The organism is Asticcacaulis benevestitus DSM 16100 = ATCC BAA-896, assembly GCF_000376105.1.
Taxonomy (GTDB): Bacteria; Pseudomonadota; Alphaproteobacteria; order Caulobacterales; family Caulobacteraceae; genus Asticcacaulis; species Asticcacaulis benevestitus.
Genome location: NZ_AQWM01000001.1, coordinates 251822 through 266759, shown reverse-complemented (window position 1 = coordinate 266759; position 14938 = coordinate 251822). Strand labels below are relative to the sequence as shown.

The 14938-nt window shown below is 58.6% G+C and carries 11 protein-coding genes and 2 tRNA genes; 6 read left to right on the top strand and 7 right to left on the bottom strand.

All coding sequences use genetic code 11. The features are described from left to right. The first annotated feature begins 43 nt into the window (after positions 1-43). Complete coding sequence (locus B060_RS0101350; RefSeq protein WP_018079949.1) at positions 44-1267, top strand: hypothetical protein; 1224 nt, start codon at positions 44-46, stop codon at positions 1265-1267. On the opposite strand, the gene B060_RS0101345 is transcribed toward B060_RS0101350, so the two are convergent. The 4 genes from B060_RS0101345 to B060_RS0101330 form a co-directional block, all read right to left on the bottom strand. Then, entirely contained in the window at positions 1268-3967 is a 2700-nt protein-coding gene (locus B060_RS0101345; RefSeq protein WP_026172498.1) for a valine--tRNA ligase, read from the bottom strand. A gap of 153 nt (positions 3968-4120) precedes the next feature. Then, the gene (locus B060_RS0101340) at positions 4121-4672 is read right to left on the bottom strand and encodes a DUF2497 domain-containing protein (RefSeq protein WP_026172497.1); all 552 of its coding nucleotides are present in this window, start codon (positions 4670-4672) and stop codon (positions 4121-4123) included. Between the two features lie 191 nt (positions 4673-4863). After that, on the bottom strand, positions 4864-6261 hold the full coding sequence (locus tag B060_RS0101335; RefSeq protein WP_018079946.1) for a TolC family outer membrane protein: 1398 nt from the start codon (positions 6259-6261) through the stop codon (positions 4864-4866). 295 nt (positions 6262-6556) lie between these two features. Beyond that, complete coding sequence (locus tag B060_RS0101330) at positions 6557-7186, bottom strand: protein-L-isoaspartate O-methyltransferase family protein (RefSeq protein WP_018079945.1); 630 nt, start codon at positions 7184-7186, stop codon at positions 6557-6559. A 207-nt stretch (positions 7187-7393) separates the two neighbouring features. Here B060_RS0101330 and B060_RS0101325 point away from each other — a divergent pair. Then, a tRNA-Cys gene (locus B060_RS0101325) sits at positions 7394-7467 on the top strand. Between the two features lie 29 nt (positions 7468-7496). Here B060_RS0101325 and B060_RS0101320 read toward each other — a convergent pair. Continuing rightward, positions 7497-8804 carry a methyl-accepting chemotaxis protein gene (locus B060_RS0101320; protein ID WP_018079944.1) on the bottom strand — a complete coding sequence of 436 codons (1308 nt, stop codon included), beginning with the start codon at positions 8802-8804 and terminating at the stop codon, positions 7497-7499. Positions 8805-9148: 344 nt separating this feature from the next. On the opposite strand from B060_RS0101320, the gene B060_RS0101315 reads away from it, so the two are divergent. The 4 genes from B060_RS0101315 (at position 9149) to B060_RS0101300 (ending at position 11775) form a co-directional block, all read left to right on the top strand. Beyond that, positions 9149-9224 (top strand) — tRNA-Asn (locus B060_RS0101315). A 170-nt stretch (positions 9225-9394) separates the two neighbouring features. Continuing rightward, on the top strand, positions 9395-9973 hold the full coding sequence (locus B060_RS23680; protein WP_018079943.1) for a tyrosine-type recombinase/integrase: 579 nt from the start codon (positions 9395-9397) through the stop codon (positions 9971-9973). Positions 9974-10282: 309 nt separating this feature from the next. Then, positions 10283-10429 (top strand): helix-turn-helix domain-containing protein, encoded by a 147-nt coding sequence (locus B060_RS28380; RefSeq protein WP_413783242.1) that lies wholly within the window; start codon positions 10283-10285, stop codon positions 10427-10429. A gap of 203 nt (positions 10430-10632) precedes the next feature. Next, on the top strand, positions 10633-11775 hold the full coding sequence (locus B060_RS0101300; protein ID WP_018079941.1) for an SLC13 family permease: 1143 nt from the start codon (positions 10633-10635) through the stop codon (positions 11773-11775). A gap of 76 nt (positions 11776-11851) precedes the next feature. On the opposite strand, the gene B060_RS0101295 is transcribed toward B060_RS0101300, so the two are convergent. Together B060_RS0101295 and B060_RS0101290 are read right to left on the bottom strand one after the other, a co-directional pair. Continuing rightward, complete coding sequence (locus tag B060_RS0101295) at positions 11852-12916, bottom strand: PLP-dependent cysteine synthase family protein (protein WP_018079940.1); 1065 nt, start codon at positions 12914-12916, stop codon at positions 11852-11854. After that, complete coding sequence (locus tag B060_RS0101290; protein ID WP_018079939.1) at positions 12913-14934, bottom strand: M3 family metallopeptidase; 2022 nt, start codon at positions 14932-14934, stop codon at positions 12913-12915. The genes B060_RS0101295 and B060_RS0101290 overlap by 4 nt, the downstream gene beginning before the upstream one ends. Positions 14935-14938 lie beyond the last annotated feature (4 nt).

Genomic DNA, 14938 nt, shown 5'->3' with positions numbered 1-14938 from the left:
TACTGCCTATGCTCCGCCGCCTTCGCCACCTTCAGGACGCCCCATGGATGCGCTAACCTTCTTAAGAGACCGCACCCGCAACAAGTGGATGTTTGGCCTCTTCCTGCTATTCGCGCTGGAGCCGATGATCGGCGCCCTGACCCGGCGCTTTTCCAAGCCGGGCTGGTGGCTGGGCGATTTCGACGCGCTCATCTGCGGTGCCCAAAGGCTTGGCCAGGGGCAATCCCCCTATGTCGATCCGGCCAACTGTTCGGGGCTGAAAGCCGCCAGCTATGTCTATGCGCCGCAGATCGGCAAGGCGATAGCGCCCCTCGAACAGCTTCTTGGACCGTGGGGCCTGCACTGGACCTATGGCGCCATTCTCCTGCCGCTGCTGGTTTTCCTGCTGTGGTACACGATGATCAAGCCTTTCCCGCACCTGCCCCTGCACATGCGCCTGATGGCCTTGAGCGCCATTCGCGGCAATCCGCTGACGACCGGCAATATCGGAGGCGTTATTCACGCCCTGATCGTCGCCAGCGTGCTGGTCATCCGTAAATGGCGCTGGCTGTTTATCGCCATGGTAATCACGGCCGGGCTGATCAAGCCGGCCTTCCTGACGGTGCTGGTGGTTTTGCTCTATGAGAAAAGGCCGTTCACGCACCGCCTCGTGACGTTTGCCCTAGCACTTGCCCTGGGCCTTGCCGGCGTGGCGACTATCTTCCTGACCGCCGGGCCTTTGTCCGCCGAATGGCATGCCTATGTCGTCGATATCGTGCTCAACCGCCAGCCCGGACGCGGCTTCTTCGCCCTGCTGACCTATATCGGGCTTGAGCCCAACACCCTGCCCGTTTTCCTGGCCTATATGGTCTTCGCCGCTATCATCATCGGCGGCGGACTGGCGCTGGCCGAATGGGGCCCTCTGACGGTCGAGGAGCGCTGCTTCTTTGGACTGGGCGTGGCGCAACTCATCAATCCGCGCCTGTTCGAATACAACTTCGATCTTTACCTGCTCTATCCGGCCATGGCGATGGTGGTCATGATGGCCGAGCCGCTCAACCGCAAAGCCTTTGTCTGGCTAAGCTGGCTCTACGTGATCACCATGGGTGCCAATTTCTGGATCAGCATTATCGGTATCAATATTCTGCGCTATTTCCCCGGCACCTTCCTGATATCGTGCGTCATCTACCTGACCGTAGTCGGGCTGACGCTCCATGCGCGCAGGGAAACGCTGCAAGCGTGGTCGCAGCGCCCCGGCATATGGCTCAGGGCGCTGCGTAGGGTTTGATTACTGCGCGGCGCGCAGGCGTTCCAGCGCGGCCGACAGCTTGACCTTGCCGTTCTGTGCGTCTTCAAGGCGCTCGCGGTTTTCGGCGATCACCTCGTCCGGCGCTTTGCGGACAAACTCCGGATTGTCGAGTTTACGGCGCACGCCATCAATCGTCTTGTCAAAGTCGGCGATGCCCTTGGTCAGGCGCGCCTCTTCGGCCTTGATATCGATGAATTCGGCGATGGCCAGATGCGCCGTCGCTTCACCGGCCACAAAGGGCACGGAGCCCGCGGCGGCCGTTTCGCTGACATCAACGCCTGACAAACGCCCTAAGAACAGGATCAGATCTTCGTGTGTATCCAGACGCTTGCGTGTAACATCTGAGGCACCACTTAAGGTGAGAGGCGCGCGCGCCGAACCCGGCACGTTCATTTCCGAACGGATCGAGCGAATCTCCGAGATCAAATCGATCAGCCAGTTGATCTCTTCATCGGCCTCGGCATCAATCGCGCCGGCATCCGATTTCGGCCAGCTATGGGTGATCAGCATATCCTTGTGGCCGGTCTTATCCCAAAGCTCTTCGGTAATGAAGGGCATGACGGGATGGAGCAGGATCATCGCCTGATCAAGGACCCAGGCCGTCATGGCGCGGATTTCAGCCTTGGCGGCCTGATCATCGCCATTGAGGATGGGCTTGGCCAGTTCGAGATACCAGTCGCAGAACACATTCCAGATAAACTTATAGAGCGCATTGGCGGCATCATCGAAGGCGCAGGCTTCCAGCGCTTCGGTGATGGCAGCAACCGTCTTCTGCACCTCGCCGCGGATCCAGCGGCTGAGCGTCAGTTTGGCCGTGGCCGGATCGAAACCGTCGACGCGGGCGCATTCATTCATCTGCGTGAACCGCGTGGCATTCCACAGCTTCGTCGAGAAGTTGCGATACCCCTCAATGCGCGGCTTGGCGAGCTTGATATCACGCCCCTGCCCCGACATCGCGGTCATGGTGAAGCGCAGGGCGTCGGCGCCGAACTCATCGATCAGCACCAGCGGGTCCATGACATTGCCCTTGGACTTCGACATCTTCTGGCCCTTGTCGTCACGAACCAGGGCGTTGATGAAGACGCGCTTGAAAGGCGCCTTGCCGGTGAAGTGCAGGCCCATCATCATCATCCGGGCCACCCAGAAGAAGATGATGTCAAAACCGGTGATCAGGGTATGGGTCGGGTAGAAACGCGCCAGATCCTCGGTATTTTCTGGCCAGCCCATGGTCGAAAACGGCCACAGCGCCGACGAGAACCAGGTGTCGAGCACGTCCTCGTCCTGCTTGAGCGCGACCTTATTGCCGTAATGGGCTTCAGCCTGCTTGTGGGCATCGGCTTCAGTCTCGGCGACGAAGATATAGCCGTCCTCGGCATACCAGGCCGGGATGCGGTGGCCCCACCAGAGCTGGCGCGACACGCACCACGGCTCGATATTACGCATCCACTCAAAGTAGGTCTTTTCCCAGTTCTTAGGCTCGAAGACCGTGCGACCGTCCTCGACAGCGGCAATCGCTTCCTTGGCCAGTTCGCCGGCATTAACGTACCATTGATCGGTCAGGAACGGCTCAATGACCACGCCGGAACGATCGCCATGCGGCACCATATGCTTGGTCTTCTCGATCTGCTTCAGCCAGCCCTCTTCCTCGGCACGAGCGATGATCGCCTTGCGCGCGGCGAAGCGTTCCATCCCCTGATATTCCGCCGGAATCGGATCGAACTTCAGAAGATTGGCTTGGGTATCCAAAATATTGATCTGCTCCAGATCGTGACGCTTGCCGACCATGAAGTCGTTGAAGTCATGCGCCGGTGTGATCTTGACCGCGCCGGACCCCTTGGCCGGATCAGCATACTCATCCGCCACGATCGGGATACGGCGGCCGGTGATCGGCAGGATAACAAACTTGCCGACCAGATCCTTGTAGCGCTCATCATCCGGATGCACGGCTACGCCGCTATCGCCCAGCATGGTTTCCGGGCGGGTGGTGGCGACCACGATATAGTCGCGCGTCTCCGTCGTGTCGTTGCCCTCTTCATCCTTAATCGGGAACGGATAGGTGACGCCATCGGCCAGCGGATAGGCGAAGTGCCAGTAGTGGCCGTCGACCTCTTTCTGCTCGACTTCGAGATCGGAAATCGCCGTCTGGAACTGCGGGTCCCAGTTGACGAGCCGCTTGTCGCGGTACATCAGGCCGTCCTTGTGAAGCTGAACGAAGACCTTACGCACGGCCGCCGACAGACCGTCATCGAGCGTAAAGCGTTCGCGCGACCAGTCGCACGAAGCCCCAAGGCGACGCAACTGCTGCACGATGGTGCCGCCCGATTCCTTCTTCCATTCCCACACCTTGGCGACGAACTTGTCACGGCCCAGTTCGCGGCGGCCTTCGTTGCCGGCGGCAGCCAACTGACGCTCCACCACCATCTGCGTGGCGATGCCGGCGTGGTCGGTGCCCGGCAACCACAAGGCCGCCTTGCCGCGCATACGCTCAAAGCGCGTCAGGACGTCCTGCAAGGTGTTGTTCAGCGCGTGGCCGATATGCAGGCTGCCGGTGACGTTGGGTGGCGGGATGACGATGGAAAAGGTCTCACCCGCATCGGAAGGCGCAAAGGCGCCGGAGTCTTCCCACTTTTTGTACAGGCGGGGCTCAACGGCGGCGGGATCGAAGTTTTTTTCTAACATGGTCTCGTAAGGGGAATAGCCTGGGCGGAAAAGCGACAGGGCGACTTTTAAGGAAAAAGGGCGGCTCACCGGAGTGATGCCGCCCTCTTATCAGGTGATCTTTATAAAATCTATGTTTTAGCGTCGTGCCAAGTCTTAGTGGCGTGCCAGATCTTAACGTCGTGATTGACGCGCAATACGTTCGACTTCGAGGCGAACCTGCTCTTCGACGATGCCAGGCAGGTTTTCATCGAGCCAGGCTTGCAGTTGCGGACGCAGCAGTTCCTTGACAACGTCTTCAAGCGTGCGGTCGCTATGCGGCACCAGCAGATTGCTGGTCAAGGCACCAAACGACGAGGCGGCGATCGATTCGGTGCGCTCGCTGACCAGACCGCCAGCGGCCGAAGGCGCCGCAGGGCGTGGGGCTGGTTTGGGCGCCGGTGCTGCAGCGACAGGCGCAGGGGCCGGCGCATCAAAAGCGTCGATGTCGCCAATAGACACAGCGGCCGGTGCTTCGTAGGTTTCCGTCAGTTCGAGCACATCATCGTCTTCCGGCTCGTCCTCAATTTCCGGCTCCGGTTCTGGAGCGACGGCTTCGGGCTCTTCCTCGACTTCGACCTCCGGCTCGGCCTTCGCGTCTTCCGGAGCGTCATCTTCAGAGATGATGCGACGGATAGAGGCGAGGATTTCCTCCATGGTCGGTTCGTGTGCGGATTGTTCTGCCATGTTTTTTTAACTGCTGCGAATCGGATTCGGGAACTGAAACCGTGTACAGGTGACACGTATTTGGCGCTTTTTGCAACTCTTTAGGCAGGTCGCTCAAGCGAAATTTCGTCGAAACGACGAATTTCCTGTGGTTAAGCAAGGCGGTTAACAGCGCCCGACTTCGCCACAGGATTATAAGGTCGCAATAAGGATTACTTGCCGCCGGCAGCCAGGCCATCGAGCGCATGAACCACCGGCTCAAGCGGTGTCCAGCCCTTCTTTTTCACATCATCAAAGTGCTTCTGAGGATCATAGACCTCGATATCCGGCACGAAGGCCTTGGCCGTCATGCCGCCCATTACCGACAAAAGCTGGCTGGCAGCAACATATTGACTGCGCTCGGCCTCCACCAGCGACAATTGCGCTGATTTCAATTCCTGCTGGGCGTTCAGCACTTCGATATTGGTGCGCAAACCGACCTGTTGCTCGACCTTGACCCCTTCGGCCGCCACGGTCGCGGCCTTGACCTGCTCCTGATTAGAAGAAACAGCCGAACGCGCCGCCAGCATCTGCGACCAGGCTTGCGAGACCGACGACACCACCTGGCGGCGGGTCGATTCGACCACAGCGACCTGGGCATTGTAGTTTTCGGTCGCCTGACGGACGCGGGAACCATTCAGGCCGGCGCTGAACAAGGGGATCGACAAACGCAGGCTGGCCGATGTGGCGTCATTATCAGCGAGATCGCCGATTTTAAGACCAGGCACATTGCCACCCGTACTGGCCGAAAGCGAAACCGTCGGGCCAAAAGTCGAACGCTGCGCCCTCACCTGGGCTTTGAGCGCATCCGCGGCATAGAGCGCCGATTGCAGGTCGGGATTGTTCTTTTGGGCGGCATCGAGCGCAGCATTGAAATCTGAAGGCAGCCCCGGGAGGGTCGGCTCAGGTTCAAGTGCCACCGGCGCCTGGCCAACAACAGCCACATAAGATGCGCGGTCCGAATCAAGTTGGGCCTGAGCCGAGGCCAGCGACGCGGCCGAAGCCGACAAACGGGCCTGCGACTGCGCCACATCCGTGCGCGTCAGTTGACCGGCGTCGAACTGAGCCTGGGTCTGGTCGAGCTGCTGCTTGAGAATGTCATAATTATCCTGCGAAATCTGCAGAGCGCGCTGGTCGCGGCGCACGGCGGTATAGACGCTGATCACATCAAGCAGGACGCCCGATTCGGTAGAACGCAGACCTTCCTGACCGGACTTGACATTAGCGCGTGACGCATCCAACGACGAGGCGATGCCGCCCGAAGCAAACAGCGTCTGGTTGGCGGTGATGCCGGCACTGGTCGAAGCGCGGTTGCCAGCCGTTGGCAGGTCGTTATAGGTACTTGTGGCGCTGGCGCTCAAATTCGGCCCGAGCTGCGAACGTGTCTGGACGTAGGATTCGTCGGTGGCGCGCTGCGTAGCGCGACTACGCTGCAAGGTGGGATTTTGCGCATAGGCCATGGCGATGGCGTCATTCAGGCTCTCCGCCTGCGCACCGATGCTTCCGAATGCGTTCACGGTAAGGGCCAGAACCGATACGGCGGCATACCTGGCAAGCTTGAATTTCATCATGTTAAAGACGTCCCCATAAAGTTTAAGGCAGACCACAAACACGGCCTGTTACCCCGTAGCCGCATGTACCTGCGGCATCGTTCGGGGCCGATGCGATAAATTACCACTTATTCCCTACTGCCAGAACTTTACGAGCTTGGCGAGTTAAGGATTTTTCACGTTTGGCATTTTCTTGTCACATCTGACACTCTTCGTCAGCGGGCGACTTTTATGCATCACTCTATCGGTTAGCCGGACGATTTCCGTCAGCAGTAGCGCCTGCAAAAATGGCCAGTGCTAAGGCTGGCCATTTTCATCAGAACTGGAAGGACGGAGCCCGCTCGAAACCGGGCAGCGTGGACGGTGTTGAGTCAAAGACATCGCGCTCTGAGACACCCGATTGAAGCCGGATATAAAGCCGGGCGTGGCCTACAGCGCCATCACGCACCACCACGGCCAGGCGCCCGCCTACTTTCAAAGCATCAAGCCAGGCCGCCGGCACTTCGGCCACGGCGCCCTCAATGATGATCATGTCGTAGTCAGCGCCCACAGGCGCTTTCAGATCGCTTGTTTCAATCCTGACGCCGAGTTCCTTGAGATAGGGCTCGGTGACCGACAGGACACGCGGATCGGATTCCTGCGCTGTCACCTTGAGACCGGCATGGCTCAGAACGGCGGCGGCATAGGGTGCAGCTATCGCCAGCGCGCGCTCGCCGGTCTTGGGTTCGGCTATTTGCAAGAGCTTCGAGATATCGCGCGGCTTCATCAGCACACGTCCCGGTGCGATCGGGCTTTCGACCTCGCCGTAGGCGCCAAAGGCTTGCGACGGCGCGCACAAACGTTCGCGCTGGATGTGACGCATAGCCAGTTGCAGTGGCATATCGGTGACATCGTTCACGCGAACCTGGGATTCGACCATATTCTGGCGGGCGGCGTAAAGATCCATGGATATAACCCCTTTGGCAAACTCGGACTTAGAAACGGTTGCACCGCTTATAAGCGGAAGCCTGCGCGTCTTCAATCGGCATTTACGTTTGTTTTCCAGCAAAAAACCCACAATCCTGTGGGCTTATACAAAATTATTAGCTAAATTAGCCTACAAGTGATTGCAGGCGGTGATGCGATCTGATAGCTCACCGCTTCGCTCTGATGAGGCCTGATGGCGGAGCGGTTACGCACCGGATTGCAAATCCGTGAAGCCCGGTTCGACTCCGGGTCAGGCCTCCAAGCGTTCCCCCGATATATTCAGCCGGCTATCATGCCGCCCGCATGCTGTTCAGGAATTTGGCGATTTCCATTTTCAGCTTGTCAGAGGCCTGACTTACCGATTTGGCCTCTTCAAACACCACACTGGCGACCTGTCCGGTTTCATTGGCGACATCGCGCACGGCGTCAATATCATTGCCGACACTGGCCGAACCCTCCGCCAGAGATTCGACGGTCTCGGCGATCTGACTGGTGGCCATCTGCTGGGCCGCCACCGAGCGGGCGATATCATCGGCGCCGGAACGCAATTCGCTTATGGTTCCCACAATGGCCGCAATAGCTAAGGTCGCGTCGCCAGCGTCGCTTTGGATCTGCTGAACCTTGGCGGTGATTTCACGCGTTGCCTTCTCTGTTTGCTGCGACAGGGTTTTAACCTCAGAGGCCACCACGGCGAAGCCTGCGCCGTGCTCCCCTGCCCGCGCCGCTTCAATGGTTGCGTTGAGCGCCAGGAGGTTGGTTTGCTGAGCAATCGAAGTGATCATATCCACCACCGCGCTGATCTCGTCAGCGCTGCGGCTGAGACGGGTCATCATGGCGGAGGTTGATTCGGCTTCAGCCGAGGCGCGTGCCGAAACCTCGGTCGAAATCTGCGTCGACCCGGCGATTTCGTTGGCAGTTTGCGACAGCTCCATCACCGTGGCGGCCACCTTTTGCGCGCTCTCAGACGTAGAGACCGCGACCGAAGCCACCTTGCCGGCGCTTTCAGACGCCGCGAAGGCCGACTGGCTCATCTGATCCGACGAGATGATCATCGCCTTGGATGAATTTGTCAGCCCTTCCAGAAGGGTCGAGACTTGAGCTTCCAGCTTGACACCGAGCTCCTGCAAGGCAAGCTCGCGTTCGCGGGCTATATGTTCAGCGTGATGTGAGGCATCTTCTTCCAGGCCAATCATTTTCTGACCATTGGCGCGCAACACATCGAGGGCACTGGCCAGACGGCCGATTTCGTCCGAACGATGAGCGCCTTCGGCCGGCATATCGTACTTACGATCCGCCAAGCGCACCGTATAGTGGCTCAGGCGGTCGATAACCGAAAACACTTCCCGATCAAAATAGATAGCGGCCCCCAGGCCAGCAAGCCCAACAATGATCGCTGTCATGATGGCCAGCGAAGTGAACCCTGCCTCCAACTGGCGGATCTGTTCGATGTAATCGCCTGCCCCCTGGCTTTGCGCCTGAACCAACAGACCACTGACAGCGTTCGTATGCTGCAACACCACAAAGGTCGCCATGCCAAGCCCGGCAAAGAAGAGCGCCAGAAGGGCGCGGATACGGATCTTGATTGGGGGAAGACGCACGGCTGATTCCTAACTTGTTGCTCAAGAGGAACTTCTTCCAGGCATCGTTAAATTGTGGTGAAGATATGACTTCCCCGACACTTAAAAGACATGCAAAAATATTTCGCCAACCAGGAGAATTAACCCCTTATTAACCCAACTCCTTACATAACAGCGTTGTCTTTGCTTTACTTAAGACACCCACCATCACAAAACTTTAAAGCCCGAAAGCGCAATTTCGGGCTTTTTTTCGCCCCGCGCCCAGGCAAACGCATTTATTTTGGATAGTTGTGCAAAACTTGGCGATTGGGCTTGCCATGAGGTTCAAACCCTTGCTATAGGGCGCGCCTTGCCAAGCTAATCGTTCCCCGATAGCTCAGTTGGTAGAGCAGTCGACTGTTAATCGACTTGTCACAGGTTCGAGTCCTGTTCGGGGAGCCAGCTTGGCATGTATCCACGTCCCATGACGTTGAAAAATTCCTTAAAATCTGGCACTTTAGCGGCCTAACTGTCCCGCGGCGGTTCTGCGCGTCCCATCGTATCCCACGTTATTGGGGGGCACTTTGGGGGTCAGATTTGAAAGTGGGACTCAACGCCAAAAAGTGACCCCCATGGCCCTCTCGGATACGGCTATTCGCAACGCTAAGCCTCAGACGAAACAATATAAATTGTTTGATGGCGGCGGACTGTTCCTCATCGTCCACCCGACAGGTGGCAAGCTCTGGCGCCTGAAATACCGATTTGGCGGTAAGGACCTTCAGCTTTCGATCGGGACCTATCCAGAGACCAATTTAAAGGAGGCGCGCGAACGGCGGGAAGATGCGCGTCGGACCATGGACGCTGGCGCCGACCTGAGCGTCGAAAGAAAGAAGGTCGCAGCCGCCGCTATGTTGGCCGCAGGCAGCACGTTCAGCGTCATTGCCGAGGAATATCTGGCCAAACGAAAGGCCGACGGCCTGGTCGACCATACGATCATCAAGAACAAACGCTTTATAACCCTCATCGAGGGTGATATCGGGCGCCTGCCCATCACCGAAATCGAACCGTTTCAGTTGCTTCAGGCGTTGAAGAAGATCGAGCGACAAGGTCTCCATGAGACGGCGAAGCGTAGGCGTCGATCCGGCCTTGCTTGTCTACGCAGGTCGGAAAATACAATTGGAAATCCGACCACCTCTGGACGGAACACCTGAGCTTTCGCGCATGAGAGCAAAATATAAACTATGGATCGCCAATGACGAACAACTTGCCAAATTTGGCCTGAATATCGGAAACTCCTCCCGGCCGGGGTGGCGCCCAACGGTCGATCACTATGTCGGCTTCAATTTCAAGAATGTATACTCTGAGGTCGTCTATTAGAAGTATTCATCAACTCCACTCGGGCGCTCGTGTCATGCATCGCACCACTACTTCCCCTCACGGTTGGCCGAAGTGGCTCAGGTCAGCGGCAAAACTCCATGCCAGCATTTTAAGAAAAAGCATGAGATGCCCCCAGTCATTATATTAGGCACCTCCGCCTTCAAAAAGCACATTCCATGCTGAAAGGCGCGCCCTCGGCTTCTGTGGTCTCAATCGCACTTCATTGTGGATTTAGCAGTTTTGGCCATTTTGCCCGCGCATACTGGCAAAAATTCGGGGAACTCCCTTAGGACACACTGAAACGAAGAAAATAAACCGAACTCCCGATAGAAGCTCTACACTTCTGCCGGCATGTTGCATCTCAGCATGGCGTCCATGCAACCAGCCCATTTCTACGACTACAGCCACCGCCGCCAAAGTGTAGATTTCCATACCCATCGCTGGGCGAAAGCGGTAAGGAGTTGCACTAAAGACCTGACCGGGAAGATTTCGTATGGCGACGCGTATATTTGGCTTGCTGCAAGGCCTCGTCCGTGCCGTGGCCCGCGACAAGCTGTTGCTCATCTTGTTGGCTGCCTTTGGTGTTTTAGTGTTCGTGATCCCGTCAGGTATGGCCTCTGTTCCATCGCTCATCGACTGGCCCACCATGGCGGCCTTGTGCGGTCTGCTGATCCTGACCAAGGCACTGGATATGTCCGGGGCGCTGCAATGGCTCGCGGAGGTCGTCGCGAAGCGCATGCCTGATCAGCGGCGCCTTGCACTTGCGCTCGTCCTTATGACTTGCCTACTATCGATGGTGCTCACCAACGACGTTGCGTTATTCGTCGTCGTTCCCGTCACCTTGGCGCTGGCAAAATCGACCGGGATGCCTGCAACTCGTCTCATCATGTTCGAAGCTCTGGCCGTCAATGCGGGCTCGGCGCTTACCCCGATCGGGAATCCGCAAAACCTCTACCTTTGGCAAATTTCCAACGTGTCCTTTGCAGATTTCATAATCCATATGCTGCCGCTGGTATTCATCCTGATCATCGTTCTACTGGGGCTTACAGCCCTTACTTTCAAAGGGTCCCCGATTGCCATCACAAGTTCGCCAGAGGAACGTCTATCGCCTATTGAGCGTGACTTGTGCGCTGCAGCGCTCACCCTGTTCTTGCCTTTCCTGATAGCCACCAATTTCGGTCAGGCCTTATGGGCGGTGGCGGCGATGACCGTTCTGTTCCTATGGTTTCGGCGCGCCGTGCTTGTGAGTTTGGACTGGGGATTGCTGGTGACCTTTCTGCTGATGTTCATCGACCTCGGCCTGGTGACAAAGTTGCCAACGGTTGCGAGCACTTTGCGATCCTGGCACCTTGATATCGCGTCTCACTTGTATTGGGCAGCCCTAGGCGCTTCGCAGATTATCAGCAATGTACCCGCGACGATTGCGCTGATGAGCTACGCCCACGACTGGCGCGCCCTGGCCTACGGGGCAAATATCGGCGGGTTTGGCATATTCATTGGGTCTCTGGCAAATCTCATCGCCCTCAGAATGGCCGGCGATCGAAAGGCCTGGCTGACCTTTCACGTCTATAGTCTACCTTTTTTAGGCCTTGGTGCGGGCGTCGGATATCTGATCCTGTTCTGGCCTGGCGCCTAGACTAGTCCAGCTACATGAATTACCCTCCTGGTAATCCAAGTTTTCGTCCGCGGTCCCCTTCGGCGGATGGCCGCTATCACATCGTCGCCGACAGAAAGGCCTCCATCTCCTGTGCGCTGCCTTGCCAGTCGATGCCAGCCTCAAGCAGCCAGCCATCGTTGTAATAGGTGTCGGCATACCGATCGCCGCTGTCGCACAGCAAGGTCACGATGCTGCCTTTCTTTCCGGCTTCGTGCATCTCTCGCGCCAGTTCCGCACAGGCCCAGATGTTCGTCCCCGTCGAGCCGCCGACATTTCGCCCAAGCCGCCGTGAGAGAGCTCGCATCCCGCCGATGCTCTGGTGGTCTTCAACTACGACCATACGATCGACAAGTTCGGCGATGAAGCTCGGTTCAACCCGCGGCCGGCCAATGCCTTCGATGCGCGAAGAACAGCCCAGTGCAAGACTGCGCACGCGCCGGTCACGATGATACTGGTGAAAAACCGAATGCACCGGATCAGCCACGCATAGCCGTGTATTACGGCGATTATAGCGGACAAAGCGGCCGAGCGTGGCGGACGTACCGCCGGTGCCCGCACCACAGACGATCCACTCAGGCGTTGGATATTCTTCTTCCGCCATCTGGTTGAAGATGCTCTCGGCGATATTGTTGTTGCCCCGCCAATCGGTCGCCCGCTCTGCGTTGGTGAACTGATCAAGATAGTGGCCGCCCGTTTCCTCAGCCAGGCGCTGCGCAACGTCATAGACCGTGCGCGGATCATCGACCTTGTGGATCTCGCCGCCATGAAAGCGAATCGCGTCCAGCTTGGGCTGAGCCGTCGCACTGGGAACCACGGCCACAAAGCGTAGCCCCAGCATGCGGGCGAAATAGGCCTCGCTGACCGCGGTCGATCCAGAAGAGGCTTCGATGAGGCAGGTATCCGGTCCGATCCAGTTGTTGCACAGGGCGTACAGGAATAGCGAGCGTGCAAGCCGATGTTTCAGGCTGCCCGTTGGGTGAGAGCTTTCGTCCTTGAGGTATAGCGTGATGCCGTCATAGCGTGGCAGCGGTACGCGAACCAGATGGGTGTCCGCAGAACGGTTGAAATCCGCCTCGATACGGCGAACGGCTTCGGTTTGCCAGGTGCGCAGGGACCTCATGCTGCTAACCCATGCCGTACCAGCATCGCCACAGGATCCGGGTCACGGCCGCTAAACGCCCGGAAACTTTCGGCGACCGGGCGTGACGCGCCACGCGACAGAACCTCCCTACGGAACGCATCCCCCGTTGCGCGATCGACCACGCCCGCTTCGGCAAATTTGCGGAAGGCGTCCGCCGCCAGCACCTCGGCCCACAGATAGCTGTAATAGCCGGCCGCGTAGCCGCCAGAAAAAATGTGATTGAAGCTGTGCGGGAACCGGTGCCACTCCGGATAGGAAACGACGGCCACCTCATCGCGAACCCGCTTCAGCACAACCATCGGATCGCGGCCCCATATGCCCAGATGCAGGATAAGGTCGAACATCGCGAATTCCACCTGGCGAAGAATTCCAAGCCCCGATTGGAAATGCCGCGCCGCCACCATCTTGTCAAAAAGCGCGTCCGGCAGGGCCTCGCCTGTCAGATTGTGCGCCGACATCTGCTTCAGGGTCGTGCGATCCCAGGCGAAGTCCTCCATCATCTGGCTCGGCAGTTCGACGGCATCCCACTCGAAACCGTTGACCCCGCCAATCGAGGGGCGATCGATTTCCGTGAACAACAAATGCAGACCGTGACCGGTTTCGTGCAGGAAGGTCACCACGTCGTCGTGGGACAGCAGCGACACCCCATTCTCGTCCTTGGGCGCGAAATTGCACGAGAGATAAGCCACCGGCAAACTCTCGGCATCGCCGTCACGCAGACGCGGCCGGGCTTCGGCCATCCAGGCGCCGCCGCGCTTGCCCGTGCGGGCATGCAGGTCGAGATAGACGCCGGCGAACACACGCCCCTGGTCGTCGGCGACATCGAAATATCGCGCATCCTCGTGCCACAGGGCCACATCTACGCGCGGCTGCAGCCGCACCCCGTAGAGGCGCAACAACAATTGCTGCCACCCCTCCATGACACGGTCGACCGGAAAATAGGCCCGGATCTCTTCTTCCTGAACCGCGTAGCGCTCCGCACGCAGACGCTCGGACACAAATCCGCGATCCCAGGCCTCCAGTGTTTCCAAACCCAACGTCCGGCCGTGGGCCTCCAGGGCCGCCAGATCCTTCTCAGCCGAGGGACGCGCCCTCACGGCAAGGTCGCGCAGAAAACGAAGAACCTCGGCACCGTCAGGGGCCATCTTCGTCGCCAGCGACAGGTCGACCGCGCTTGGCATGCCCAGCAATTCTGCGCGCTCCTGGCGCAGGGCCAGGATTTGGGCGATACGTTCAGAATTGTCGAAGCGGCCCGCATCAGGACCAGCATCTGAGGCCCGGGTGCCATAGGCCCTGTAGACACGTTCGCGCAGGTCCCGGTTCTCGGCAAAGGTCAAAACGGCGATGACGCTTGGGGCCTGCAGCGTAACGACCCAGCCTTTGAGGCCCCGTGCGGCCGCTGCGGCGGCAAACATCGCCATCGCCCCCTCCGGAATACCGGCGAGGTGCGCCGCGTCCTCGATAGGCTCAAACCAGGCGTCCGTCGCGTCCAGCACGGCGCTGGAAAACGCCGTCGACAGTTTCGACAACTCAAGCGATACCGCAGCAAAGCGCGAACGCGCCTCATCGGCCAGCGCCACGCCGGATAGCGTGAAATTACGAATCTCGTGCTCGACGGCGACACGATCAGCCGCCGGACATTTCGCGAAATCTGCGGATGTGCTCAAATCGACGAGTAAGCTATAGAGCTCTGGCATCTGGCGCACGGCGGTTATGACTTCGACCATGCGCGCCTCGCCCATGGCATAAGCCTTCCGCAACTCCGGCGTATCGGCGACGCTGTGAAGGTGGCTGACACCGGACCACAACGCACTCACGGCGACATCGGCGCGCTCCAAAGGCAGCCAGACCTCTTCAAAGGTTGTGGGGCGCGTCTCGATCAGGTCGCGAACGACGGCCTGATAGGCTGCCAGCCCCTCATCAAGGGCGGCGCCGATCGCCTCCGGCGTAAGGTCTGCGAAATGTGGAAGATGCAGGGGATCCAGCAAGCTGTTCATAGTC